22 protein-coding genes and 4 pseudogenes are annotated in these 23,305 nt (G+C 68.9%); 9 read left to right on the forward strand and 17 right to left on the reverse strand.

What is annotated here, in order from left to right; all coding sequences use genetic code 11:
- Nucleotides 1-91: 91 nt before the first annotated feature.
- Nucleotides 92-997 carry a Gfo/Idh/MocA family protein gene (locus AC1UKG_RS23560; RefSeq protein ID WP_018744067.1) on the forward strand — a complete coding sequence of 302 codons (906 nt, stop codon included), beginning with the start codon at nucleotides 92-94 and terminating at the stop codon, nucleotides 995-997.
- Nucleotides 998-1,334: 337 nt separating this feature from the next.
- Nucleotides 1,335-2,132, forward strand: coding sequence for an ErmE/ErmH/ErmO/ErmR family 23S rRNA (adenine(2058)-N(6))-methyltransferase (erm, locus tag AC1UKG_RS23565; RefSeq protein ID WP_026271313.1), 798 nt, complete (start codon nucleotides 1,335-1,337; stop codon nucleotides 2,130-2,132).
- Between the two features lie 134 nt (nucleotides 2,133-2,266).
- Here the strand turns inward: erm and AC1UKG_RS23570 are convergent, their stop codons facing one another.
- The gene (locus AC1UKG_RS23570; protein ID WP_018744064.1) at nucleotides 2,267-2,458 is read right to left on the reverse strand and encodes a DUF2795 domain-containing protein; all 192 of its coding nucleotides are present in this window, start codon (nucleotides 2,456-2,458) and stop codon (nucleotides 2,267-2,269) included.
- A 71-nt stretch (nucleotides 2,459-2,529) separates the two neighbouring features.
- On the opposite strand from AC1UKG_RS23570, the gene AC1UKG_RS23575 reads away from it, so the two are divergent.
- On the forward strand, nucleotides 2,530-3,786 hold the full coding sequence (locus AC1UKG_RS23575; RefSeq protein ID WP_018744063.1) for an erythromycin esterase family protein: 1,257 nt from the start codon (nucleotides 2,530-2,532) through the stop codon (nucleotides 3,784-3,786).
- Nucleotides 3,787-3,884: 98 nt separating this feature from the next.
- On the opposite strand, the gene AC1UKG_RS23580 is transcribed toward AC1UKG_RS23575, so the two are convergent.
- A complete protein-coding gene (locus tag AC1UKG_RS23580; RefSeq protein WP_029124683.1) occupies nucleotides 3,885-6,092 on the reverse strand; it encodes an MMPL family transporter in 2,208 nt (735 codons plus the stop codon).
- A 31-nt stretch (nucleotides 6,093-6,123) separates the two neighbouring features.
- Nucleotides 6,124-6,672: a TetR/AcrR family transcriptional regulator gene (locus AC1UKG_RS23585; protein ID WP_018744061.1), complete on the reverse strand. Its 549-nt coding sequence runs from the start codon at nucleotides 6,670-6,672 to the stop codon at nucleotides 6,124-6,126.
- A 222-nt stretch (nucleotides 6,673-6,894) separates the two neighbouring features.
- On the opposite strand from AC1UKG_RS23585, the gene AC1UKG_RS23590 reads away from it, so the two are divergent.
- Nucleotides 6,895-7,854 carry a DNA polymerase domain-containing protein gene (locus AC1UKG_RS23590; protein WP_482642423.1) on the forward strand — a complete coding sequence of 320 codons (960 nt, stop codon included), beginning with the start codon at nucleotides 6,895-6,897 and terminating at the stop codon, nucleotides 7,852-7,854.
- A gap of 24 nt (nucleotides 7,855-7,878) precedes the next feature.
- Here the strand turns inward: AC1UKG_RS23590 and AC1UKG_RS23595 are convergent.
- A pseudogene (locus AC1UKG_RS23595) lies at nucleotides 7,879-8,607 on the reverse strand (alpha/beta fold hydrolase); the annotation flags it as partial.
- Between the two features lie 3 nt (nucleotides 8,608-8,610).
- Here AC1UKG_RS23595 and AC1UKG_RS23600 point away from each other — a divergent pair.
- Nucleotides 8,611-8,751: pseudogene (locus AC1UKG_RS23600) on the forward strand (transcriptional regulator); the annotation flags it as partial.
- 515 nt (nucleotides 8,752-9,266) lie between these two features.
- Here AC1UKG_RS23600 and AC1UKG_RS23605 read toward each other — a convergent pair.
- Complete coding sequence (locus tag AC1UKG_RS23605; protein ID WP_482642413.1) at nucleotides 9,267-10,094, reverse strand: ETX/MTX2 family pore-forming toxin; 828 nt, start codon at nucleotides 10,092-10,094, stop codon at nucleotides 9,267-9,269.
- A gap of 396 nt (nucleotides 10,095-10,490) precedes the next feature.
- Here AC1UKG_RS23605 and AC1UKG_RS23610 point away from each other — a divergent pair.
- Nucleotides 10,491-10,883: pseudogene (locus AC1UKG_RS23610) on the forward strand (WYL domain-containing protein); the annotation flags it as partial.
- Between the two features lie 138 nt (nucleotides 10,884-11,021).
- Here AC1UKG_RS23610 and AC1UKG_RS23615 read toward each other — a convergent pair.
- The 3 genes from AC1UKG_RS23615 to AC1UKG_RS23625 all read right to left on the reverse strand — a co-directional run bounded on the left by AC1UKG_RS23615 (nucleotide 11,022) and on the right by AC1UKG_RS23625 (nucleotide 13,418).
- Nucleotides 11,022-11,849 (reverse strand): ETX/MTX2 family pore-forming toxin, encoded by an 828-nt coding sequence (locus AC1UKG_RS23615; protein WP_482642412.1) that lies wholly within the window; start codon nucleotides 11,847-11,849, stop codon nucleotides 11,022-11,024.
- A gap of 536 nt (nucleotides 11,850-12,385) precedes the next feature.
- Entirely contained in the window at nucleotides 12,386-12,691 is a 306-nt protein-coding gene (locus AC1UKG_RS23620) for a hypothetical protein (protein WP_482642411.1), read from the reverse strand.
- A 160-nt stretch (nucleotides 12,692-12,851) separates the two neighbouring features.
- Complete coding sequence (locus tag AC1UKG_RS23625) at nucleotides 12,852-13,418, reverse strand: TetR family transcriptional regulator (RefSeq protein WP_018745806.1); 567 nt, start codon at nucleotides 13,416-13,418, stop codon at nucleotides 12,852-12,854.
- 54 nt (nucleotides 13,419-13,472) lie between these two features.
- Between AC1UKG_RS23625 and AC1UKG_RS23630 the strand changes: the two genes are divergently transcribed.
- Nucleotides 13,473-14,534, forward strand: coding sequence for an FAD-dependent oxidoreductase (locus AC1UKG_RS23630; protein ID WP_482642410.1), 1,062 nt, complete (start codon nucleotides 13,473-13,475; stop codon nucleotides 14,532-14,534).
- 218 nt (nucleotides 14,535-14,752) lie between these two features.
- Nucleotides 14,753-15,043 carry a histidine phosphatase family protein gene (locus AC1UKG_RS23635; RefSeq protein WP_482642409.1) on the forward strand — a complete coding sequence of 97 codons (291 nt, stop codon included), beginning with the start codon at nucleotides 14,753-14,755 and terminating at the stop codon, nucleotides 15,041-15,043.
- A gap of 93 nt (nucleotides 15,044-15,136) precedes the next feature.
- On the opposite strand, the gene AC1UKG_RS23640 is transcribed toward AC1UKG_RS23635, so the two are convergent.
- From AC1UKG_RS23640 to AC1UKG_RS23650, 3 genes and pseudogenes are all read right to left on the reverse strand, one after another.
- On the reverse strand, nucleotides 15,137-15,730 hold the full coding sequence (locus AC1UKG_RS23640) for a flavodoxin family protein (RefSeq protein ID WP_018745804.1): 594 nt from the start codon (nucleotides 15,728-15,730) through the stop codon (nucleotides 15,137-15,139).
- 47 nt (nucleotides 15,731-15,777) lie between these two features.
- The gene (locus AC1UKG_RS23645) at nucleotides 15,778-16,674 is read right to left on the reverse strand and encodes a sigma-70 family RNA polymerase sigma factor (protein WP_018745803.1); all 897 of its coding nucleotides are present in this window, start codon (nucleotides 16,672-16,674) and stop codon (nucleotides 15,778-15,780) included.
- A gap of 304 nt (nucleotides 16,675-16,978) precedes the next feature.
- Nucleotides 16,979-18,045: pseudogene (locus AC1UKG_RS23650) on the reverse strand (transposase); the annotation flags it as partial.
- 27 nt (nucleotides 18,046-18,072) lie between these two features.
- Between AC1UKG_RS23650 and AC1UKG_RS23655 the strand changes: the two are divergent.
- Nucleotides 18,073-18,216, forward strand: a complete 144-nt coding sequence (locus AC1UKG_RS23655; RefSeq protein WP_482642408.1) for a hypothetical protein — start codon at nucleotides 18,073-18,075, stop codon at nucleotides 18,214-18,216.
- A gap of 186 nt (nucleotides 18,217-18,402) precedes the next feature.
- Here the strand turns inward: AC1UKG_RS23655 and AC1UKG_RS23660 are convergent, their stop codons facing one another.
- The 6 genes from AC1UKG_RS23660 to AC1UKG_RS23685 form a co-directional block, all read right to left on the reverse strand.
- Nucleotides 18,403-20,301, reverse strand: coding sequence for a recombinase family protein (locus AC1UKG_RS23660; protein WP_482642407.1), 1,899 nt, complete (start codon nucleotides 20,299-20,301; stop codon nucleotides 18,403-18,405).
- Entirely contained in the window at nucleotides 20,298-20,807 is a 510-nt protein-coding gene (locus tag AC1UKG_RS23665) for a hypothetical protein (protein ID WP_482642406.1), read from the reverse strand. The genes AC1UKG_RS23660 and AC1UKG_RS23665 overlap by 4 nt, the downstream gene beginning before the upstream one ends.
- Nucleotides 20,804-21,229, reverse strand: coding sequence for a hypothetical protein (locus AC1UKG_RS23670; RefSeq protein WP_482642405.1), 426 nt, complete (start codon nucleotides 21,227-21,229; stop codon nucleotides 20,804-20,806). The genes AC1UKG_RS23665 and AC1UKG_RS23670 overlap by 4 nt, the downstream gene beginning before the upstream one ends.
- 162 nt (nucleotides 21,230-21,391) lie before the next feature.
- Nucleotides 21,392-21,670, reverse strand: a complete 279-nt coding sequence (locus AC1UKG_RS23675) for a hypothetical protein (protein ID WP_482642404.1) — start codon at nucleotides 21,668-21,670, stop codon at nucleotides 21,392-21,394.
- The gene (locus AC1UKG_RS23680; RefSeq protein ID WP_482642403.1) at nucleotides 21,663-22,565 is read right to left on the reverse strand and encodes a TRM11 family SAM-dependent methyltransferase; all 903 of its coding nucleotides are present in this window, start codon (nucleotides 22,563-22,565) and stop codon (nucleotides 21,663-21,665) included. Before AC1UKG_RS23680 ends, AC1UKG_RS23675 begins: the two co-directional genes overlap by 8 nt.
- The gene (locus AC1UKG_RS23685) at nucleotides 22,558-23,247 is read right to left on the reverse strand and encodes a hypothetical protein (RefSeq protein ID WP_482642402.1); all 690 of its coding nucleotides are present in this window, start codon (nucleotides 23,245-23,247) and stop codon (nucleotides 22,558-22,560) included. The genes AC1UKG_RS23680 and AC1UKG_RS23685 overlap by 8 nt, the downstream gene beginning before the upstream one ends.
- Nucleotides 23,248-23,305 lie beyond the last annotated feature (58 nt).

A 23,305-nucleotide genomic window follows, 5' to 3' on the forward strand; every position in this document is an offset into this window, starting at 1 on the left:
GGGAGTACACCTGCCGGTGGCGTCCTTGCCCCGCGGGATAGCGTTGTCTGCGACACCGCGGTGGGTCGCGGCGCCGACTGGCTGGAGGTTCGTGGTGCGGTTTGGGTTGTTCGGTACCGGGCACTGGGCGGGCGAGGCACACGGAGCGGGCCTGGCCGCTCATCCTCGTACCGAGCTGGTCGGTGTCTGGGGGCGGGATCCGGCCAAGGCCGCCGCGCTCGCCGAGCGGTACGGCGTGCCGGCGTTCGACGACGCTGACGCGCTGATCGAGGCGTGCGAGGCTGTGGCGATCGCCCTGCCACCTGATGTGCAGGTCGACCTGGCGACCCGGGCCGCTGCGGCGGGACGGCACCTGCTGCTCGACAAGCCGCTCGCGTTGACCCTCGCCGACGCCGACCGCCTGGTCGCCACGGCCCGGGCCGCCGACGTCGCCTCGCTGGTCTTCTTCACCCAGCGCTATCACCAGAACGTCACCAACTTCCTCGCCGCGACCGCCGCGGACGGCGGCTGGCAGCACGCCGAGGCGACCCTCTTCAGCTCGATCTTCCAGCCGGGCAGCCCGTACATGGGCTCCACCTGGCGGCGTGAGCACGGCGGGCTCTGGGACATCGGTCCGCACGCGCTGTCACTGATCCTGCCGGTCATGGGGCGGGTCACCCGGGTCGCGGCGATGAACGGCCCCCGAGGGCTGGTGCACCTGCTGCTCCACCACGACAACGGCGCCACCAGCAGGCTGTCGCTCACCCTGGACGCTCCCAGCGGAGTGGTCCGTCAGGACGTCGTCTTCTACGGCGAGAGTGGCATCGAGGCTGCTCCCCACGGCAACGGCACCCTGGCCGGGGCGTTCGGGACGGCGATCGACCAGCTCCTGGCGGAGATCGACTCGGGGACCCGGGATCACCTCCTCGACGTCCGGTTCGGTCGTGAGGTGGTGGCCATCCTGGCGGCGGCGGAGACGGCCCGCGCCGAGGCCCGCACCGTTGAGGTGCCCGCGTAGCCGCCCAGCACGTCCCGACCGGGGCCGGTGCGGCGACGACCTGTACTGACGCTGGTACGGCGAAAATCTGTTGAGCGGGGTGGCCTGGGCGACTACAGTCCGGGCCATGTTCGCGTACACCCTGACCGAGTGGGCTGCCGCACCGGCTGCCCACGGGCTGCTGTTGGTGGCCCGTCCGCGCGTTCGGCGTCCGGCCCCGGCCGGCGCCCGCCGCGTCTGACCAACCGCGCACCGCGCGCCCGCGCCGAGGGCCGTCCGAGTCTCGACCCACCCGGACAGGCCCCGATTCCGGCTGCCTGTCCTGCGTCGCCACCGGCGACAGACAGGACGACGATCCATGGCGCCCCGCCGTACCCGAGCAACCGCACGCGACCGGTCCCGTCGCGTGCTATCCCAGAACTTTCTTGTTGATCCGGCCGCGATCAGCCGGCTGACCCGGGCGGCCCAGCCCGACCCGGACCGCCTCCTACTGGAGGTGGGTGCCGGACGTGGCCAGCTGACCCGACTGCTCGCCGCCCGCAGCCGTCGCCTCATCGCCTACGAGGTAGACCCGGTCGCCGCTGCCGAACTGCTCCGAAGCTGCGCGGATCTGCCCACTGTGACCTGTCGGCAGGCCGACTTCCTGACCGCCCCGCCGCCGCGGGCGCCGTTCGACGTGGTCGGCAACATTCCGTGGTCGCTGACCTCCGCCGTGGTCCGCTGGTGCCTGGCCGCGCCGGGCCTACGCGCGGCCACCCTGCTCACCCAACTCGAGTACGCCCGCAAGCGCAGCGGTGACTACGGGCGGTGGACGCGGTTGACCGTGCGCAGCTGGCCGGAGTTCAGCTGGCGGCTGGCCGGGCGGGTGCCCAGGACGGCGTTCCGTCCGATCCCGCGGGTGGACGCCGGCATCCTGCGCATCGAGCGCCGCCGGGAGCCGCTGCTGCCGGTGGCGGCGCTGCCCGCGTACCGCCGGATGGTGGAGTTGGGCTTCGACGGCGTCGGCGGCTCGCTCGCGGCGTCGCTGGCCCGCCACCACTCGCGGGCGCGGCTGGCGGCGGCGCTGCGCGCGACCCGACTCGATCCGGCGACCCCGGTCGGTCAGGTCTGGCCGGAGCAGTGGCTGGTGCTGTTCCGTCTGTTGGGGTCTTCGTAGCCCGGGCTCCCTTCCTGGGGCAGGGTGTGGCGACCGGGGCGACGGCACCTGGGCGGGCGCCACGGGTGGTGGCATCTACAACGGTACGAACAACACCATGACGTTGACCAACGCCCGGGTTGTCGACAACGTCCCTAGACGAGAGGGTTCAGCGCCTCGGACAGCTCGGCCGGGGAGTCGAAGCTCGCCTCCGGCAACAGCCGCAGTACCTGCAACATCTCCGTGCTCAGCCCGTTCTCCTGGCCCCACCGGATCAGGTTCGCACGGGATACGGGGTAGTCGAGGGTGGCGATGTGGTCCTGCAACTGTGCGTCCGAGACGGTCATGCGTACGGATACCCGCTCCGCCTGCCGGCACACCGGGTTTGCCCACCCGCTGGGCAGGGTAGCCGCCCGGCATGCTGGTGCAGCGGCTCGGCGCCCCGAGCGATTTTGACCCGTTGCTGGAGCGCGCCCGGGACGCCCAGATCGTGATGTTGGGGGAGGCGACCCACGGCAGCCATGACTACTACCGGCTGCGGGGGGAGCTGACCCGGCGGTTGATCGTCGAGGGGGGATTCTCGTTCGTCGCGGTGGAGGGGGACTGGCCAGACTGCGACCGGGTGCATCGCTCGGTCACGGCCGCCCCCGACGCCGCCGTCGAACCGCAGGCCGCCCTCGAACGGTTCGAGCGGTGGCCCACCTGGATGTGGGCGAACGCGGAGGTGGCCCGCTTCTGCCGCTGGCTGCGGGAGTGGAACGGGCAACGGCCCGAGCCGGAACGGGTCGGTTTCCACGGGCTGGACGTCTACAGCTTGTGGGAGTCGATGCAGGCCATCTTCGACTATCTGGGGGAGGAGGCGCCCGGGGCGCTGGACGCCGCCCAGGACGCCTACCGGTGCTTCGAGCCGTACGGACGGCGGATCGAGGAGTACGGCGCGGCGAGCCGGTTCGTCTCCGCGCGCTGCGAGGACGAGGTGGTCTGCCTGCTGGCGCGGATGCGGGAGCACTCGGCGACCGACGGTGCGGACGCCTTCTCGGCCTGGCAGAACGCGGAGGTCGTCTCCGGCGCGGAGCGGTACTACCGCGCCATGATTGGCGGTGGACCGGAGTCGTGGAACATCCGGGACAATCACATGGCCGACACGCTGGACCGGCTGCTGGAGCGCTACGGCCCGGGGGCGCGCGGGGTGGTGTGGGCCCACAACACTCACGTCGGGGACGCGCGGGCAACCGACATGGTCGCGGACGGCATGGTCAGCCTCGGCCAGTTGGCCCGGGAGCGGCACGGCCGGGACGATGTCGTCCTGGTCGGGTTCGGCAGCCATCGGGGCACAGTGGTCGCCGCGCCGCACTGGGGCTCGCCGGCCGAGAGAATGGCCGTTCCGCCGGCCCGGGAGGGGTCGGTGGAACGGCGGCTACACGAGCTGCTGCCGGAACAGGCAGTGTTGATCTTCGGCGGCGCCGACCAGCCCAGCTGGGTGACCGAGCCGTTGGACCACCGGGCGATCGGGGTGGTCTACAATCCCTCGTTCGAATCCTGGGGCAACTATCAGCCGACCCGACTGGGGGAGCGATACGACGGGTTCGTCTGGTGCGATGAGGCGACCGCCCTGGACCCGCTCCCCACCCGAGGCACCCACGGGGAGCTGGAGACGTACCCGGCTGGGGTGTAGCGGGCGGTGCCCGAGGTGGGGCCCCTGGTCCGGCGCAGTACGGGAAGGGCCCCCTGCCCGGCGCAGCACGCGCTGGACAGGGGGCCGCTTCGGTGACCTCAGGTGCGGGCGGGTTCCTGCTCCGCCAGGTGGTTCCGCAGTCCCTCACCCTCCACGTCCACGTTGGGCAGGACCCGGTTCAGCCAGCGCGGCAGCCACCAACCGGCGTCGCCGAGCAGGGACATGACCGCCGGCACGATCGTCATCCGGACCACGAACGCGTCGATGGCGACGCCGACCGCCAGCGCGAAGCCCATCGACTTGATGACCGGGTCCTCCATGAAGATGAAGCCACCGAAGACGGAGATCATGATGAGCGCGGCCGCGGTGACCACCCGGGCACCGTGACCCATTCCGCTGATGGTGGCCTGCTGGGCGGTGTCGCCGTGGACGAAGTCCTCCCGCATCCGGGAGACGAGGAAGACCTCGTAGTCCATCGCCAGTCCGAAGAGGATACCGATGAGCAGGATCGGCAGGAAGCTGATCAGCGGCCCCGGTGTGTCCAGACCGACCAGGTCGGCGAGGTGGCCCTGCTGGAAGACCGCGACGGTCAGCCCGAAGGTGGCCGCCACGGTGAGTAGGAAGCCCAGCGCGGCCTTCACCGGCACCAGCAGTGAGCGGAACACCAGCATCAGCAGCACGATCGACAGCCCGACCACCAGGAGCAGATAGATCGGCAGGGCGTCGGTGAGCTTCTCCGAGACGTCGATACCGATCGCCGTCACCCCGGTGAGCAGCACGTCGGCTCCCTGGATGCCGCCGACCGAGCCGCGGATGTCATCCACCACCTGCTCGGTCGCCGGGTCGGTGGGCCCGGTCTCCGGGATCACGCCGAGCAGGGCGGTCCGCCCGTCCGGACTCAGCTGTGGTGGCGCCACGGCCAGGACGTTGCTGGTGTCCTGAACCAGGGCCGCGACCTGCGGTACGGCTGCCGCCGTCGCCTGCGGGCTGTCCCCGGCCACCACGATCGCCAGCCGACCGGTGAAGCCCGGCCCGAAGCCCTCGCTGATCAGGTCGTTGGAGACCCGGGCCGGTGAGCCGACCGGTGCGGTCCCCTGGTCCGGGAGGGCCAGCCGCATGTCGGAGGTGGGCAGCGCGAGCACGCCCAGCCCGAGCAGGGCGACCAGGATCACCGGCACCCGGAACCGGATGACCAGCCGGGCCCAGCGGAAGCCGAAGGTGGAGCGGTCCTCGGCCGGCACGGTCGGCTCGGATGCGTCGGTTCCCGGCTCGGCCGGGGTGGTCCGGTAGTGGTGCCGCTGCTTGCGGCGGAGCACCCGCCGGCCGGCGAAGCCGAGCAGCGCCGGCTGCAGGGTGAGGGCGACCAGCACGGCGATGACGACCGTTCCGGCGGCGGCCAGACCCATGACGGTCAGGAACGGGATGTTCACCACCGCCAGACCGGACAGCGCGATGACCACGGTGGCGCCGGCGAAGAGCACGGCCGAGCCGGCGGTGCCGACCGCCCGGCCGACCGCCTCGTCCGGTGGCAGCCCCTCGAGCAGGTTCTGCCGGTAGCGGGAGGTGATGAAGAGTGAGTAGTCGATGCCGACCGCGAGACCAAGCATCAGGGCGAGGATCGGCGCGGTGCTGGTCAACTCCACCGTGCCGCTGAGCGCGTAGAGACCGGCCATGCCGACGCCGACCCCGATCAGCGCGTTGAGCATGGTCATTCCCGCTGCTACCAGCGAGCCGAAGGTGATGACCAGGACGATCGCCGCGACGGCGACGCCGATCGCCTCGGAGGAGCCGGCCTGCGGCTCGGCGTTGAGTACCTCACCGCCGGGGGCTACCTGCCAGCCCTGCGCCTTGGCCGCGGCGCCGACCTGCTCGTACGCCTCCCGCTCTTCGTCGGTGACCTTGTCCGCACCCTCGGTGAACTGGACCTGGATCAGCCCGAACTGGCCGTCCGGGCTGATGGCCTGGGCTGTGAGTGGGTCCACCGCGGCGGTCACGCCGGGCAGCGTCGCGGCCTCCTGGGTGACCTCGGTGGCTACCGCCTGGCCCTGTGGCGTGCCAAGCAGGCCCGGCTGCGGGGCTTTGAGCGCGATTGTGCCGGTGGCGCCGCTGGCCGCCGGGAACTGCTCCTCGAGCAGATCCCTCGCCTGCTGCGACTCGGTGCCGGGCATGCTGAAGTCGCTCGCCGTTGGGCCACGCAGGTTCAGGGCCGCCAGGCCGAGACCGACGAGCACGACTAGCCAGATCGCGGCGACGAGGCGTCGTCTGCGCATCGCACCGCGGCCGAGCCGATAGAGCAGGGTCGACATGGGTCGGAGTCCTCCGTCGTTATTGGTGGGGTCAGGTGACCGGTTCGAGTGCCCGGCGGACCAGCGCTAGCAGCGCCGGACGTAGCTCCGCCTCGGGGAGATCGATGAATTCGCCGCACGTCTCGGCGATGCCCGCGAGGATCACCAGCGCCGCGACCCGGGCGGCCGGGCGGTCGGAATGTCCGGCGAAGGCATGGACGAGCCGATCCGGGATGTGTTGTAGGTGGCTGAAGGGGGGTTGCTGGAACAGGCCGGGGAACTCACCGCGCAGGAACGCGGTCTCGCGGCGGAACCGGACCGCCAGATCGACGAAGCCCTCGGCCGCCATCTGTTGCGCCTCCGCCGGGCTGCTCGCGGCGGCGATGCGCTCATCGAGTTCCCGTAGCTGGTCGATCGGCCGGGCCACCAGTTCGGCGAGAATGGCCTTCTTGTCGGCGAAGTGGTAGAGCACCGCCGCCTTCGAACAGCCCACGTCTGCCGCGATGTCCTGCAACGACGTGCCCCGGTAGCCGGATTGCGCAAACCGTCGCCCCGCCGCCGTGAGAATATCGGCGTGCCGCTCGGGCGCTGCCCGTGTCATGTCGGTCCCACCTCCTCGAACAGCATGCCTGACCGATCGGTCAGATGACGACTGGTGGGCCATCCAGTGGTGTTCGCCACACTCTCGTGGGCTCGGCCGGGCATAGTGACGGCCGGCGAGGGTGCTTCGGGCACCGCCGGTTTCGGCACGCGGCAGGCCGACGTGTTCGTGTCTACGGCCGGTGGTGTTGACCGCCGTCTCGGCGCCCGGCAGGGTGATCAGATGGGCAAGGCCGAGGAGACCCGGGACGGGGTGGCACTGACCAACCTGAGTCAGCCGTTGTTCGACGGGGCGGGTGCGACAAAGCACGACCTGGTGAACTACCTGGACGCGGTGCGCGACCGAATCCTGCCGCACCTGCGGGAAAGGCCGCTGTCGGTCATGCGGGTGCGCCCCGGGCAGCCCCCGTTCATGCAGAAGAACCTGCCGAAGTACACCCCGGACTGGGTTCCTCGTACGGGGGTGTGGGCGGCAGCGTCGCACCGCGAGATCTCGTACGCCCTCTGCGGCGACCGACGTACGCTGCTCTGGCTCGCCAACCAGCGGGCGGTGGAGTTCCACCCCACTCTCGCCACGGTCGCCGCCCCGCAGTGCCCGACCCACCTCGTGCTCGACCTGGACCCGCCGGAGGGCGCCCCGTTCGAGGTGGCGGTGGCGGCGGCCCTCCTGGTCCGACGGGCTCTCACCGGTGCCGGTCTCGCCGGGGCGGTGAAGACCAGCGGCGCCAAGGGGGTGCACGTGTTCGTGCCGGTGACGGCGGAGGCGACGGCGGAGGAGCTGGCCGCCGCCACCCGAGCGCTCGCGCTTCGGGCGGCACGCCTCGACCCGGACCTCGCGACGACCGCCTTCATCCGGGAGGACCGCAGTGGCAGGGTCTTCATCGACTCCACCCGAGCCGGTGGGGCGACGGTGGTGGCCGCCTACAGCCCACGGCTGCGACCCGGCGTGCCGGTGTCGTTCCCGGTGTCCTGGGACATCCTGCCATCGGTCACACCTACCGATTTCACGATTCAGACCGCGCCCGCCCTGGTCGCCGCGGCAGACCCGTGGGCGGACGGCATGCCCACGGCCCAGCGGCTCCCGGCCGACCTGATCGCCGAGGGGCACACCATCCCGGTGGCTCGGGTGCAGGCGATGCAGGAGGGGAAGCGTCGGGCCCGCGCTCGGCGGGCCACCGGCTGAAATGCACCCGTTGCGCCGCGGCCAGCTGACGGCCGCACTGAGGACGTCGGCGAGCGCAATCGGGGCAGACAACATCGGCCAGTGCCCCGTGTGCAGGTCGAAGCGCCGCCACGGCGGCTCGTGTAGGGACGCCAGGATCGGTATTCCGGCATCCAGCAGGTCCCCGAAGTCATCGCACGTGACCAGGACATGGCCGACATCGTGGTGGGGTTCGGTCGGGCCCGCCAGCCGCTGCTCGTAGGTCCCGAATGGTTGGGCGCTGGCATGCGCTCGCAGCAGCTCCCGCTTGTTCTGGTCGAGTCCGTCGAGGCTGCTGGACATCCCCGGGACGGCAAAGGGGGGCATCGGTAGTCGCCACCCCTCGCCATCCTCGGCGATCTGCTGGCGCAGCTGGTCGGCAGCCTCCGGTGGCATGAGGTCGAGCATGCACATGCCGGTGGTGAACGGAGCGCTGTCCACGTACACCACCCGCTTCAGCCGTTCATCGAGTTGTGCGGCCGCTCCGGTGACGGGAGCACCCGCGTAGCTGTGGGCGACCAGGGTGACGTCGTGCAGGTCACGTCGCGTGATGAAGTCGATTATGTCGGCGATGCGGGTCTCCAGGTTCGTCGCCGGAGTGCCACGGTCGGCGTACTCGCCGAGGCCGGTCAGCGTCAGCGGAAGCGCCGTGTGTCCGCGCCCGGCAAGCGCGTGCGCGGTGTCGTGCCAAGCCCATGCGCCGAGCCAAGCGCCGGGAACGAGTACGAAGGTGGCTGACGTCTGGACGGCATGGCCCGCCTGCTGGCCGCACTGGAGTGGCCCTTCATCATCCGCCGACCCGATCAACTGCGGCCGGCGCTGAGAAATCTGGCTGACCAGCTCAGAGCAGCCGCAGACCGGGCACCGAACAAGTCGTCTAAGCGGGACAGCGCGCCCCGTCGCGATGCCGCCGGCATCGTCCGTTCCGTTCTCGATGCCCGCTGCGACCACCGCCCCTCTTACCGCCTGTGCACTGACACCGAACCGCGGCCCAACCTCCATGAGCGTCAGCCCGCTCCCGTAGCGCCGCACGGCCTCGGGTGCGTCTGCCGCGAGTCCTCGCCGACGCTGCGGCACCGAACGGCGGACCAGATGCGCGGCAGCTGTCCTGGTGCAGGTGCCGAACTTCCGACTGAGGGCCATCACTGGTGGCGAAGAGTTTCGCCTGGCGCGTGCCGTGACGGTCACGCGAGTCCTGCCCGGGTTGCCCGCCCAGGCAAAGCGGCGGCCGTGATCCTTGCTGGCCATGACCGTGAGCGAGGGGCATGGAAGCCTGGGCGGCTTGTCACGGTGCCCCGCCTGACCTCGTGGTCGGGCGGGGCACCGTTGTGGTGGGTGTCGGTGGGACACCTCCGGTGGCTGTGCCCTTGGTGGCCACCTGGTCCCGCTCTAACTCAGGCGCATTGTGTTGCCGAAAACCCACTCGGCAGCGTTTCCAGGACCTCAACCTTGAAGTGAACCCCGGCCTTCACCGTGTAGGTCCCGGCTCCTTGGAAGTCCAACCTTCTGGTGGAGCTGTTCAGCGAGAATCCCGCAGGAAGCTTGGCGCCGGCATCTTTAGCCTTAGCCAAGACTTCATACATATTGTACGGTTCGGGAAAGTAGAAAGGGAAGCCGGAAGCCACAAATGAGCCGTGGAAACTGCCATTCAGCGCCAGCGAGCCACTGTAGGTGTTTTGTGTTAGCGACGACACGACGTACCGGGTTTCGTTTGCGGGCACCAGCACCTTCTGGGACGGCGCGGTGTGGGTCTCCCTGATCGTCTCCGACTGCGTGTTCGAATTTTGGTACGACACCGTTACTGACTCTTCGAGGTCAAGGCCGACTACTTTTGAGAGGGCGAAGCTACCCGAAATCTTTGTGGTGGACGACACGCCGGTGGTGACGGTCGTCGACACCGTGTTCCAGTAGCCCTTGCTGAACGAGTGGCTTGTCAGGGTCTGATCCGAACTTGTGGAGTTCGTCAAACTCGCGCATCCCAGGTAGAACGGAGCACCTGACACGACCTTCGCCGTACCCACCGGAACCGCATCGGTCTCCGAGATTAACATCGGCGGGCCGATGAGATCAAGACCATTCCAGACGACGTACCTCGAATGATCTTCGATCAGTGCGGTGATGTCGGTGATGGTCGCCGCCTGTGCGGGTGAGGCGGTCATCAACACCGCAGCCGCGGTGCCGATCGACATCGCCAGGAGCGCTCGCGTCCTCTTTAACCTCATACTGCCTTCCTTTCCATGTGATGCCAGTAAATTGATTGCATCGACTGAGCCATGATGCGGCAAGCTCGCTCAACCACGCCCTCTCCTGCGGGCTTGGTCGGTCCGATCTGGGAGTCGATGCTGACGTCGATGAATCTTACACACAATTACGCCCAGGCGCATCCTGGCGGCACCCGCAGTCTTCACCGTGTCATTGGAAACCAGCTCTGACCTCGGCTTGTATGCAAGCTATTCCAGCTTGTTAGCTACTTGGCAGATGCTTTAGGTGTCTATCCCTCATTGCCGAATCGTTATCTGGGTTTATGTATCTGAGACACTGGTAAACGGAACTGATATACCACCGTCACAGCGGGTCAGGGCCTTGGCACAGTCGAGACGGTGCCGACCGTGTAGCCGGACACGGTGACCGCGCAGGCGCCCGAGGCGGGTGTGCTGCTGGCCCTGGCCCAGGCGTCGCGCGCCCGCACAGCCGTCCGCATGAGCTACCGATCCTGGCGACAGGAGCAGACCGAACGTGACCTTGATCCGTACGGTGTCGTCTTCCATCGCGGCCGCTGGTATGTGGTCGGACGCGACCATCGGCACGACAGCCTGAGAACCTTCCGGATCGACCGGATCGCTTCGCTGACGACTGGTACGCAGACCTTCACGGTGCCGGACGGCTTTGACCCCGTCACCCATCTGACGTCGGCGCTTGCTCGTGTTCCGTACCGTTGGGAGGCCGAAGTTCTCATCCACGGGCCGTTGGACGAGGTCGCCCGCCGACTGCCGCGCTCAGCCGTGACGCTTGCGAGGGGCATGGACACCGGGGCAGCTTGTCACGGTGCCCCGCCTGACCTCGTGGTCGGGCGGGGCACCGTTGTGGTGGGTGTCGGTGGGACACCTCCGGTGGCTGCGCCCTCGGCGGCCACCTGGTCCCGCTCTAACTCAGGCGCATTGTGTTGCCGGCAACCCACTCGGCAACGTTTCCAGGACCTCAACCTTGAAGTGAACCCCGGCCTTCACCGTGTAGGTCCCGGCTCCTTGGAAGTCCAACCTTCTGGTGGAGCTGTTCAGCGAGAATCCCGCAGGAAGCTTGGCGCCGGCATCTTTAGCCTTAGCCAAGACTTCATACATATTGTATGGGTGGGGGAGGGGGAAAAGAGCGCTGGAAGCCACAAATGAGCCGTGGAAACTGCCATTGAGTGCCAACGAGCCACTGTAGGTGTTTTGTGTCAGCGACGACACGACGTACCGGGTTTGTTTTGCGGGCACCAGCACCTTCTGGGACGGCGCGGTGTGGGTCTCCCTGATCGTCTCCGACTGCGTGTTCGAATTTTGGTACGACACCGTAACTGACTCTTCGAGGTCAAGGCCGACTACTTTTGAGAGGGCGAAGCTACCCGAAATCTTTGTGGTGGACGACACACCGGTGGTGACGGTCGTCGACACCGTGTTCCAGTAGCCCTTGCTGAACGAGTGGCTCGTCAGGGTCTGATCCAAACTTGTGGAGTTCGTCAAACTCGCGCACCCCAGGTAGAACGGAGCACTTGACAGGACCTTCGCCGTGCCCACCGGAACCGCATCGGTCTCCGAGATCAAAGTCGGCGAGCCGATGAGATCAAGACCATTCCAGACGACGTACCTCGAATGATCTTCGATCAGTGCGGTGATGTCGGTGATGGTCGCCGCCTGTGCGGGTGAGGCGGTCATCAACACCGCAGCCGCGGTGCCGATCGACATCGCCAGGAGCGCTCGCGTCCTCTTTAACCTCATACTGCTTCCCTTTCCATGTGATGCCAGTAAGTTAGATGGCATCGACTGTTCATGGTGCGGCCAGCTCGCTCGACCATGCCCCTCCTGTGGGCTTGGTCGATCAGATCTGGGAGTCGATGCTGACGTCGATGAATCTTACACACAATTATGCCCCGGCACATCCTGTTGGCACCTGCAGCCTTCACCGTGCCACGCGAAACCAGCTCTGACCTCGGCTTATATGCAAACTATTCCAGCTTGTCAGCTACTTGGCAGATGCGTAGGTGTCTATCCCTCATTGCCGAATCGTTATCTGGGTTTATGTAGCTGAGACACTAGTAAACGGAACTGACATACCACTGCGACAGAGGGTCAGGGCCTGGGCGCAGTCGAGACGGTGCCGACCGTGTAGCCGGACTCGGACTCGGGCGCGAGTGGGCCTGGTCGAGTTGGGGCAAGCCGCGCCGGGTGGTCGGTGACGTCCCGGTCGGCGCGGGCCTGGTGGAAAGAAATCGGCGTAGAGCACGCGCCGACTGGCTGTTGCGGAGCAGGACCGTTCAGTGCTGGTTCCAGCTCAGGCCCCAGTACGTGAGGATCTTCCGCTGGTCGCCACCGTGGCGGGACGTGCCGCCGTCGCGTTGCCGGAAGGGGCAGCCCAGGTGGGTCGTCACCACGCGCTGCCCAGCGTGGCCGAACACGACGCTGCGCCGCCGAGACGGGATGTGCATCAGGCGGGCGTCGTCGTCTTCGGACGAGATCGCCAGCCCGTTGACGTAGCCGGTCAGCTTGCTGACGTCGCTGGTGTTGCGCCTGGTACTGCCGAGACTCCACGGTCCGGGCCGCAGCGTGGGGTAGCTGCACATCAGAACCTCGGTCGCCCCGGTGGGGACCATGACCTCCGGTGCGAACGGGGTGGCTAGATGAGGATGCTGTCGATGGTGCACGCGGCCCGACAGGCGGCGGAGTGTGGTTATCGCTGGCTGGCGACCGCGTGTCTCCGAGGGAGGCGGCTGGTGGCCTCGATCAGGAGGCTGCGGGGCCGAGCACTGCGCGTGTCAGCTTGGTGATTTGCTGGGTCGGGTCCGCCGCCGGGTCCGGGAATGCCAGGCGGTGCAGCATGATCCCGTCGAGCTGGTCGAGGATCAGCCGGGAGTCTGCGTGCGGGTCGGCCGAGCCCAGGTCGCGCAGCCACTGCGCTGCCCAACCCCGGATCGCCTCGGCGGTCTCGGCGAGCTTCTCGCGCAGCGTCGGCCGGAGCGCGGCCTCCACGAACAGGCTGTACCGCGCCAGCATCATCGTCCGTTCTTGGCCGGTGACCCGGCGTACGAACGCGGCGAGCGCGCTGGCGAGCTCATCCGGCGTGTTGGGGCGCACCAGTCCGGCGATCGTTTCCCATACGGCCTGTTCGCGCGTGGCGAAGCGGTCGACGATGGCCTCGATGAGCGCGTCGCGGGTCTTGAAGTAGTTCGACGTGGAGCCGGCTGGCAGCCCGGCCGCGGCGTCGACGGCGCGGTGCGTGAGGTGGCGGACGCCCTGGTCGCCGAGGACCGCGATGGCGGCGTCGAGCAGTTGCTCTTGACGGGTCGGCATGTTCCATACACTACATGGGTAGTCCACAGACTACATCTGTAGTACATTGAGGACATGAAGGGAACCGTGGCGATCATCGGAGGTGGCATCGGCGGGCTCGCCGCCGCCATCGCGTTGGACCGGCGTGGCTGGCGCCCCACCGTGTACGAGCGAGAGCCCGACCTGTCGGGTGCCGGCACCGCGCTGGCGATCTGGCCTGCGGCGCTGCGAGCACTGGACCAAGTCGGCCTCGGTGACCGGGTCCGTACACTGGGGGAGGCCCAGCGTGCCGGCACATTCCAGCGGCCCGACGGTGGACGCATCGCCGCCATCGACGTCGTCAAGCTTGAGCGGCGCACCGGCGACCCGGTCATCCTGCTGTCCCGGCCGGCGTTGCTTAGCCTGTTGCGCGAGGCGGTCGATCCGTCGGTGCTGCGGTTCGCGACACCGGTGCGCGACCTCGATCCGCTGCGTCGGGAGCATGACCTCGTCGTCGCGGCGGACGGGATCTTCAGCCGGGTCAGGATGGGACTGTTCGGCGCCGACTCGCGCGCGCGGCACACGGGAAGTACTGCGTGGCGTGGCTGGCTCGACGGCATGGTTACCGAGGCGGTCACCGAAACCTGGGGGGCGGGTGCGAAGTTCGGCGTGACGCCGCAGGAGGGCGGCCGGACGAACTGGTACGCCATGACCACGGCACCGGAGGGTGCGTTCTCGCCCGGAGCCGAGCTCGCCGAGCTGCGTTCCCGTTTCGGGGACTGGGCGGCCCCGGTACGGCCGGTTCTCGACGCGATCCGTGAGGACGACATCCTGCGCCACGATCTGTACGCGGTGCCGCGACTGGCGTCTTTCGTGCGGCACAACGTCGCGCTGATCGGCGACGCGGCGCACGGCATGCGGCCCGATCTGGGCCGGGGCGCCTGCGAGGCGCTCATCGACGCCGTCGCACTCGCCGAGGCGTTGGAACGGGCGCCGACGGTCGCGGACGGGCTCCAGCGGTACGACCGGCAGCGCCGCCGTACTGTGCAACGGCTGGCGAGCATCGCCGGCGCGGCGGCCGGACTGACCCGCCTGCGGCCACTGTGGCTGCGAGACCCGCTGTTGCGGGCCGCCACGCTCGCCGGCCCGCCGACTTAAGACGATCATCGGCATGGGCCCGAGGCGGCCTTGGTACGCCCAGACATGCGCGGGTTCGCGCTTACGACGCGACCGCGCGCCCGGCAACCCGATGTGAAGGTGATGCGGTGTAGGGAGGGGTGCCAGAAGAGTGCACCTGGCAGTGCTCTCGACCGGGTCGTCCGTGCCTCCGGGTCCTTGTGCTCCTCGTCGCACAAGGACCCGGAGGGTCGCCCACGATGGCTCGTACACAGCTGTACCTCGTTCGCCACGGCGAACAGGGTTCGGCCTCCGACCACGAGCCGGACGAAGGTCTGTCGCAGCTCGGCCGCGACCAGGCCGACCGGCTGGGCCGACGGCTCCGCACAGTGCCGTTCTCGGCCGTCCACCACAGCCCCACTGGCCCGGGCGGCCCAAAACCGCCGACATCGTCGCCCGCTATTCCAACCGATCTGTTTCTGGCCCACCCCAAGATCACCGATCCTGAAAACCCCAGGTTGGCGAGCCTGCTGCGCGAATGGTGTCGATGAGAAGGTCGGCCATCACGCCGGGTCACGGTGCAGGGCCTGCAGGATCAGCCGGTCGCCGAAGCCGCGGCGTCCCTGCGAGCCCCTCAACATCCGCTAACGGTCGAGGGCGACCCCCTGTACGAACCGCAGTGTGATCTCGGCAACGCGTCGACCGAGGTGCTCGGCGGTGAGCAGGTCGGCTTTCGGGGGCGCCTGCTCAGGCCCGGCGTCGACGTTCGACTGAGCGGCGGCGCCCAGCCAGAACCCAAGCCGGTTGAGATCGTGCTCCGAGCCGGTTGCCGAGCAGTTCGCCGGCGGTAGATCGAGCGACACCCAGTGCATGCCGTGCTGGGCGGCGAAGATCACCATCTGTGTTAGCGTCGCCAGCTTGTCGCCCGCCTGTGTGCCCGAGTTGGTGAATCCCGCTGCGATCTTGTCACGCCACAGGTAGCCGTTGCGCATCACTGCGGCGGAACTGGCCTCCTGGAACTCCTTGAAAGCGGCCGAGGGACCGCCGACGTACGTCGGCGCACCGAAGATGATCGCGTCGGCGCACGCCAGTTCGACCCACTGGTCTTTGGCCTCCTCGACGGTCAGCATGAGTGCTTCGACGTCAGATACCAGTTCAACCCCTGTTTTAACCGCCTCGGCCTGCCGCCGAGTGTGGCCGTATCCGCTGTGGTAGACGATGGCGATTTTGGTGCTCATGTGCAACCTCCCCTGCGGTGAACCTGCCACCCATCTGACGTCTGCGGTCAGGCGGAGGTGACCGGCGCGCATAGGGCAATGTCCAGTTGCCGGAGCCGGAGTGGGTCACCGACGACCTCAATCGCAGCGATCCGATCGTCGTGGACCACGAACTGCAGGACGAACCGCAGCCGCCCCCTTGGCGCCACGACTGCGCCCACTTCACCCTCGATGAGCGCGGGCTCAGCGAAGCGAGCCTGCTGGCTGTTGGTAAGCGTCTCTTGCGCGACCTCGCCAGCGCCTCGAACGTGCGCACGGGCGTACCGCCGCAGTGCAACTCGATCCGCCCGCCGCTCGACGTCGGGTGACAACACTGCGATGAGGCCGTACAGGTCGCCGGCCCGAGTCGCGGCGAGGAACGCTTCGACGACCCTGCGGTGCCGTTCGACGTCGCAGGCAGGCAGCTTCGGCGCCCCGCGCACGCGTTGACGGGCGCGGCTGGCCAGCTTCTTCGTGGCGTCCGGCGACCGTTCCACCACCTCTGCGATTTCGGCGAAGGGCACGGCGAACAGGTCATGAAGCACGAACGCGACACGTTCGGCAGGTGTCAACCGATCCAGAACTACCAGTAGGGCCAGCCCGACCGAGTCGGCCAGCTCGGCTGCCTCGGCCGGGTCACTGCTCGCGGTGTCACCGGCAGGCGGGTCTGGAGCGCCCACATCGATCGGGACCTCGGGCCGGCGCAGGCGAGAACGGACCATGTCGAGACACACCCGGCCGACGATCGTGGTCAGCCACCCCGGCACGTTCGCAACAACGCCAACGTCGCTGCGGTTCGCGCGCAGCCACGCCTCCTGGATCGCGTCGTCCGCCTCGTCCGAGGAGCCCAGTATGCGCGACGCGACACCGCGCAGGTGGCCACGGAGCCGATGGAACTCATCGGCAAGCTGACGCTGGTCGTTCATCGGTCACCTTTGGCTTCGTCTGAGCGTCATATCTGATTGAGGAGACAGGTACGCCATGAAGACGAGGAGGCGATCCGACAACCATAACATTTCGGGCTCACAGGCCACGGTCGCGGATGATCTGGTGGGGCCGGGGCCGGGGCCGGCTACGCAACGCTGGCCTCGGTCATTCATCTGGGGGATCTGTCGTAGCTGCTGGTCGATGAGTTGGTTCGGGGCTGGTCGGCCGGTTCGCTGGCATGCTGATGGCCCGGTGCTGGGCCGGGTTCCTCCGTGCTGCGGGTCGAGGCGTGAGATTTCGGGGTCAGCCGGCGGGTTGGGGTAGTGCGGCGATCCGGTTGAATGCCCTGGTTAGGGCGTCGGTCCACGACCAGTCGGCGGTAGTGGCGAGTCGGGTCCGGCGGGCGGTGCGGGTGAGGCGTGCCGCGACATGCAGGAGCCGGTAGCGCAGCTTCTTCGGCTCCGTGCGGGCGAGGTCACCGTGCAGGAACAGGGTTTGGGTCCAGGCGATCAGGTCGATGCCGGTCAGCGCGAGGTGGAGCCAGGCTTGGTTGATCGCGAAGACGCGGGACGGGAATCGGCCGAAGCCGGTGTTCTTGCCGCAGCGGATGCGGTCCTCGACGTGGGCGTGAGCGCGGTGGCGGGCCTCCAGGTACTGGATCGATCCCGCGCCGATGGGGGTGTCGGTTGTCGGTGGCGACGACCTGGTGCCGCCAGCCTTCGACGGTGTCGAACAAGGTCAGTTGGGCGCCGGGGTGCGGGCGTTCGCGGCGGACCAGGAATCGGGTGCCGGTAGGCCATCCGGCGGCGTCGAGAACCGGATGTCCAGGTGGTGCTGCTCGCGTAGGGATCGGATGTGGGCGAGGAAGCCGTGGCTGGAGCCCGGCCGAATCACTGCGCAGCAGGATTGGGGTGCCGTGCCGGTGGGCGTCGGGGATCTGGGCCTCATCGAGGACGGTGATGTGGTTGGCGGTGGTGTTTGACCCGGCTCGGCTTTCGCGCAGCAGGCCGGCGAGGGCTTCGCCGGTGTTGTCCAGGAAGCACAGCAGCGGGTGGTAGCTGAAGGTCTTCTTCCAGGCGCGGGTCGCCGGTTCTTTCTCGGAGTGGCAGATCACGATCGTCGCGTAGATGTCCAGGACCAGACCCTCGACGTGCCAGCCGGCCACCATCGGGTGCGGCAGGTCACCATCGGGTGCGGCAGGTCACCGCGGACCTTGGCATGGCATGACGGGCCCAGGCGATTTCGCGGGCTCGGGCACGGGCGGCCCGCAACCCGGCCAGTAGGCTCTCGTCCAGCCGCGACAACAGCCGCCAGGTGGTCGGGTCAGAGGCGACCGGCCCGAACAACCCCGGCTGGTCGCGCAGCACCGCCTCAACAACCCCAAGTACACCGGATACATGGTCTGGAACCGACGCAAGCGCTCACAACCGAAGGCGGCGGGAACCCGCGAACTGGTGGACCAACTACCGCACGTTGATCTGAACGTGCTCGACCTGCCCGACGAGATGCGGAGGCAGCTGTTCGACGCCTTCCAGCTGTAGATCCGGTACGACCGACACCTCCAGCGGATCACACTGCGCGCTGAGATGATCGACGTCATCAGCCAGGCTGCTGCCGACGCCACGGGCAGGGCCCCGAAGGTTCCGAGGCAGCGGCAGCCCGAACGCAAAGCAGAAGGGGTGGACGCGCTGGCGTCCGCCCCTGTCAGTCAAACCCGTTTCCATGTTCTAGGTGCCCCCGGCAGGGCACACAGAAGAACTGCGACGGGATGGGGCGGGGTCGGCCCCGCTGGTGGCGGGGCCGACCGATCGGCGGCTGTGGCGTTCGCGTGCGGGGCGTTGCCGGGGTCCGGGTAGGTGCCCGGTCACGTCGGTGACGTGGGGTAGGGCGGCGGCGCTGATGTGCGCTTTGTAGGTGGCGCGGTGGTGGCGCCGGTCGTAGTGGATCTGGACGGCGAAGGCGTCGAGTAGCCGCCGCAGGCGGTCCGGCGGCAGGTCGACGATGTTGATCTCCATGGTGGGCAGGTGTTCGAGGAGTTCCACCGGCCCGGGTGCGTTCGCGGGTGCGTTGGCGAGGAGGTGGGCGAGTTCGGCGCGTCGGGTGGCGAGTTGGTCTTCCAGGTCGGTGAGGCGTCGTTGGATGCGCTGGAACATTGCACCGTCGGGATCGTCGCGCTCTTCCAGGATGGTGGTGAGCCGGTCGAGGCGCCCCTCGGTGTCGGCGATGGCCCGCCGTGCTGCGTCGACCTTTTCTTCGTGTTCCTCGGCCGCGCGGACCTCGGCGCTGGTAATGCTTCGCGCGGCGAGGGCGACGCGCTCGGTGCCGAACACCCATGTGTTGAAGAAGTGGAGGATGCCGTCGAGCAGGTCGACCTCGGGCAGCCAGATCGAAGGCGGGTGACCTTCGGGACGATCGCGGCCTCGGGGTTGGCAATAGTAGTAGGTGCGACTTCTCTTCGTCTTGCCGTGCATTCGTCGTTCGCACATCGTGCAGTGGACGTAGGAGCGCAGCCGGTAGACCTGTTTCGTCTCTGGGTGTGGGTTCGGGGTGGCGGCGCCGGGTTCGGACCGGGAGCCGTGCCGCGAGCGGGCGACCTGCTGGACGGCGAGGAAGACGTCCAGCGACACCACAGCGGGGTGAGTCGGGGCCTGGGAGACGATCCACTCTTCGCGGCGGTTGACCTTGCCGGGGTGCCGCTTGTCCTTGGTCGAGCGGCGGTTCCACACCATGTGCCCGGTGTACTTCGGATTGATGAGGACCTCGCGGACGGCCGAATCGGTCCACCGGCCGACAGCGCGCTCGGGGTCGACGGGCTGCGGTGGCGGGTACCGGTCGAGGTCGGTGTTGAGCCGATCGGCGATGGCCCGGTAGGAGAGTTGTTCGTCGGCCCGCCAGGAGTAGATGCGGGCGACGACCGGTCCGCGTACCGGGTCGATGGCGAGTTTGGTCTTGTGTTTGCCCTGGGCGCGCTTGGCGGGCACGGGGTGCTTGTGCTTCTCGGCGAGGTAGCCGTAGGGCGGCTTGCCGGTGTTCCATCCCTGCTCGGTGTGGACCTCGAAGCCGTCCCAGGACTTCTCCAGCATTTCGAGGATGTACCACTCGGCAACGCCCTGCTTGGTGCGGCGCAGGAGCACCTGGCTGGCGCGCTTGCGCTTGCGGCCGTTGTTCTGGCCGTTGAGGATGATCGGCTCGTCGGCGGCGAGCAGCGGTACGCCGAGCAGTTCCAGGTCGTGCTCGATCTTGGTGCCCTGGTGGGTCCAGCGGGCGATGCGGTCGATGGACTCGCAGATGACCGCGTCGAATCGGCGGTTGGGAGAGGCGGCTTCGGCTAGCAGGTCGGCGAGGCCGCCGTCGCGCGGGATGCCGATGTCGTACTTCTGCCATGCGGTGCTTCGGCCGCGCTGGCTGAGTTCCTTGCGGGAGGACTCCACGTCGTAGAAGTGGGCGACGATCACCATGCCCGGAAGCAGTGCTCGCTGGGCGTTGCCCAACTGCCGGGGGATGGACAGCGTTGGGTCCTGCTGTTCGTCGGTGGAGGTGCGGGCGAGGAACGCCAGGCGCACGGTGCGCTCGGGCCTGGGACCGCTCGATGCGGCGCTCAGCCACTCCGGCAGGGTGGCTGTCATCGGATAGCTCCTTCCGTGATGGTCCCGGCGAGGGCGACGAGGTAGTCGGCGCTGCGCAGCCGCTGCATGGGAAGTGGTCCGTCGGCCGGGTCGTCTGAGCGCCGGACAGGCGCGATGAGGAACTCCACTCCGCTGGCGGCGAGCGCCCGCAACGTGTGCTCTCTGGTTGGCAGGTGACGCGGGAGCCGGTCGAGGTCGCTGGCGATCACGAAGTCGAACCGGCGTGCCGTGCGAGCCGCTTCAGCGAGCAGGTCGTGAAGGTTGCCGCTGCGGCTAACGGGTTGACCGTCGATGTCGAGAGCGGCGGGCGCCGGACACGGCCGGTTGGGGCTGCCGACGTCGTAGAACGCTGCGGTGAGCGCGGACGGGGGCAGCACCGAGCGGCACCGCTCGTACTGAATGGCGAGGATGGCCTCGACAATCGGCTCAGGTCGGTGGGAGCCGGTGCGTCCGTAGAACGCCACGGACAACGGCGCTCGGTGCTCGGCGGGGGCGAGGGGGGTCATGCCGGTCCTCCGGCGGGCGGGGCGGTCAGGGCGAGGATGTGGCACCGGGCGCCGCTGTCTGCGAAGCGGTTGATGCGGACGGCCCACCACTGCTCGGCGCGGTCGGGTCCGGTAAACGGACCGACGACGAACATGCGGTGACTCAGCGGGTGCACGCAGACCGCAACGGTGACGGCGTTGAGGTCGCCGACTGAGCTGGTGACCGGCGGGAGTACCGGCGAGGCGGCGATGCCCGGCCCGGCGACGGCGAACTTGTAGGGGTGGGCCAGGGTGCCGGTGGCGCGATCCACCGCCGGGACGGGGCAGACCGCCACAGTGACGGCGACACCGTGCGCGGTCGCGGACGCCGGGACGGCGGGTGGCGGTACGGGGCCGTGGACCGCCAGTCGGCCGGTGCCGTCAGGGGTGACGGTGACGTACATGAACCGATGCCTCCTATATAGGGATGCGGTGTGGGGCGGCACGGGCCGACCGCCGGGGTGGCGGTCGGCCCGTGGGCATCGATCACCGCTCAACTCGGTGAAGGGATCAAGGCTGGCGATGGTCGATACCGCCGCCGCCCGCTCCCGAGGCGTCCGGCTCGGTCAGGCCGCCGAGCTAGAGGGCCGCTGCTGCTCGTGCAGCCAGGTAAGGACGTCGAGGATCGCGTCGGCTTGCAGCGCCGCCAGGCGTCGCCCGGCCTCGCCGTCGATGACGGTGACGTCGAACTGCACGTCCAGGTCCGCGTCCGGGCGGCTGATGCGCGAAGCCCTGGCTGGCGGCCCACCGGTGCCATCCGGCGCCGAGGGCGGTGGGTTGGCAGCCTCCGTCGGCGGGTCCTGGTCGGCGTTCTCGGCGTCCAGTGCCGGCGGACGGTCAACCATGGGTGCCCTCGCCCTCGTGGCTGGCGGTCGGGCGGCGCAGGACCAGCACGTCCTCATGCTGGGAAAGCCACTGCGGGTCGCCGCGGTCGATGGCGTCTCCGACGTTCTTGATCTGGAAGAACGAGGCACGGGGCACGAGCACCCCGTTGCGGACGCCGGCCATCAGCGCCACGCATTCCTCGACCAGTTCCAGTCCGGCGGCCTGTCCGGCGGCGACGACCATGCCGGGGATGTCCACGAGTTCGCCGTGGCGCCGGTACGGCCGGGCGGTGACCACGACGTGTCCGCCGGGGCGCAGGACGGTTCGGCAGCCGGCGAGGATGTCGGTGAAGCCGGCGGCGAGGGTGTCGTGGTCGCGGTAGGCGAGGTTGTCACTGCCGCCGTAGCGGTGGTGAATTTTGCGGACCTTGCCGCGTCGGGGGCCGGGGGTGCGGACGTGGCCGTGCGTGGACGGCCCATACGGCGGCGAGGTCACGACGAGGGCCACCTTGCCGCGCACCTGCGGCGGCAGCAGCACGGGGAGCTGCCGGGAGTCGCCGGTGTAGACCTCCCCGGCCCCGATGGCGCCCTGCTTCTCCGCGAGGGCGATGTTGACCGCCGCGAGGGCCGCCCATCGGTCTTCGCATTCGACACCGACGCCTTCACGACCGAGGTGCATGGCCTCGACCACGGTGGTCCCGATGCCGGCCATCGGGTCGAACACGACATCGCCCGGGTCGGTGTAGGTGTTGATCGCGTAACGGGCGATGGTGGGCAGCATCTTGCCCGGGTGCGTGATCGACTCGGCGGCGTAGCGGCCCTTGCGCAACTCCCGGGAGGGCTGCTGGCCGGTCAGCCACACCGAGCCGGGGTAACCGGCGGCGAGCAGGGCGGCGGGCGAGCGGAACTCAGACATCGGTGGCCTCCGGGGTCACCGACGCGAACACGAGGAGGTCCCGGTGCGCCGGCACATGCCGACCGGCAGGCAGCGAGGGATGCAGGACGACGGCCGGCTCGGTACGCGGCTCGGCCTCAGGCAGCGGCACGAGCAGGGCCGGGATGTGCTGGTGGTAGATCAGCCCGGCGGTCCGGGCGGCGGCGATGACCGTCGAGCGGTGCCCGAGCGCACCGCCGCCGGGTCCGGCGGTCAGCAGCAGGACGAGGAACCCGCCGGGGCGCAGCAGCGCCTGCCACGCGCCGAGCGCGTGACCGATCGCGTGGGGGTCGCGGCTGTCGACGTCCACGCGCGGCAGGGTCGCCAGGACCAGCCCGGCGCCTTTCCGCGCGGTGGCCGCCGACCGGCCGTCGAGCGGCTCCGGCCACACGTACGGGGTCTCACCGTCGGTGACGGCGACGCCGGGGCGGCGGTTCAGGTGCTGGGCGGCAGCCGCCACGGTCGGGTGGGCGTCGGTGTCGAGAACGGTGTCGCCGTCGCGGGTGTAGCGGGCGATAAGGAGCGCGAGGTGGTCGGGGTGGATGCCGTACCAGTCGGGCAACGGACGCCCGGCCGCGTCGGCCGGGCGGTGGGTGTGGCAGGGGCGGAGGAGCAGTCCGACGGGCGCCGGCTGGCGGGTGTCGGGAGTGCGGGTCTGCGACATGGGGTGTGTGGGCCATGTCCGCCGACGAGCGCTGACACATAGAGATACAGATTTCGAG

Source organism: Salinispora sp. CH2A1_6 (assembly GCF_056820975.1).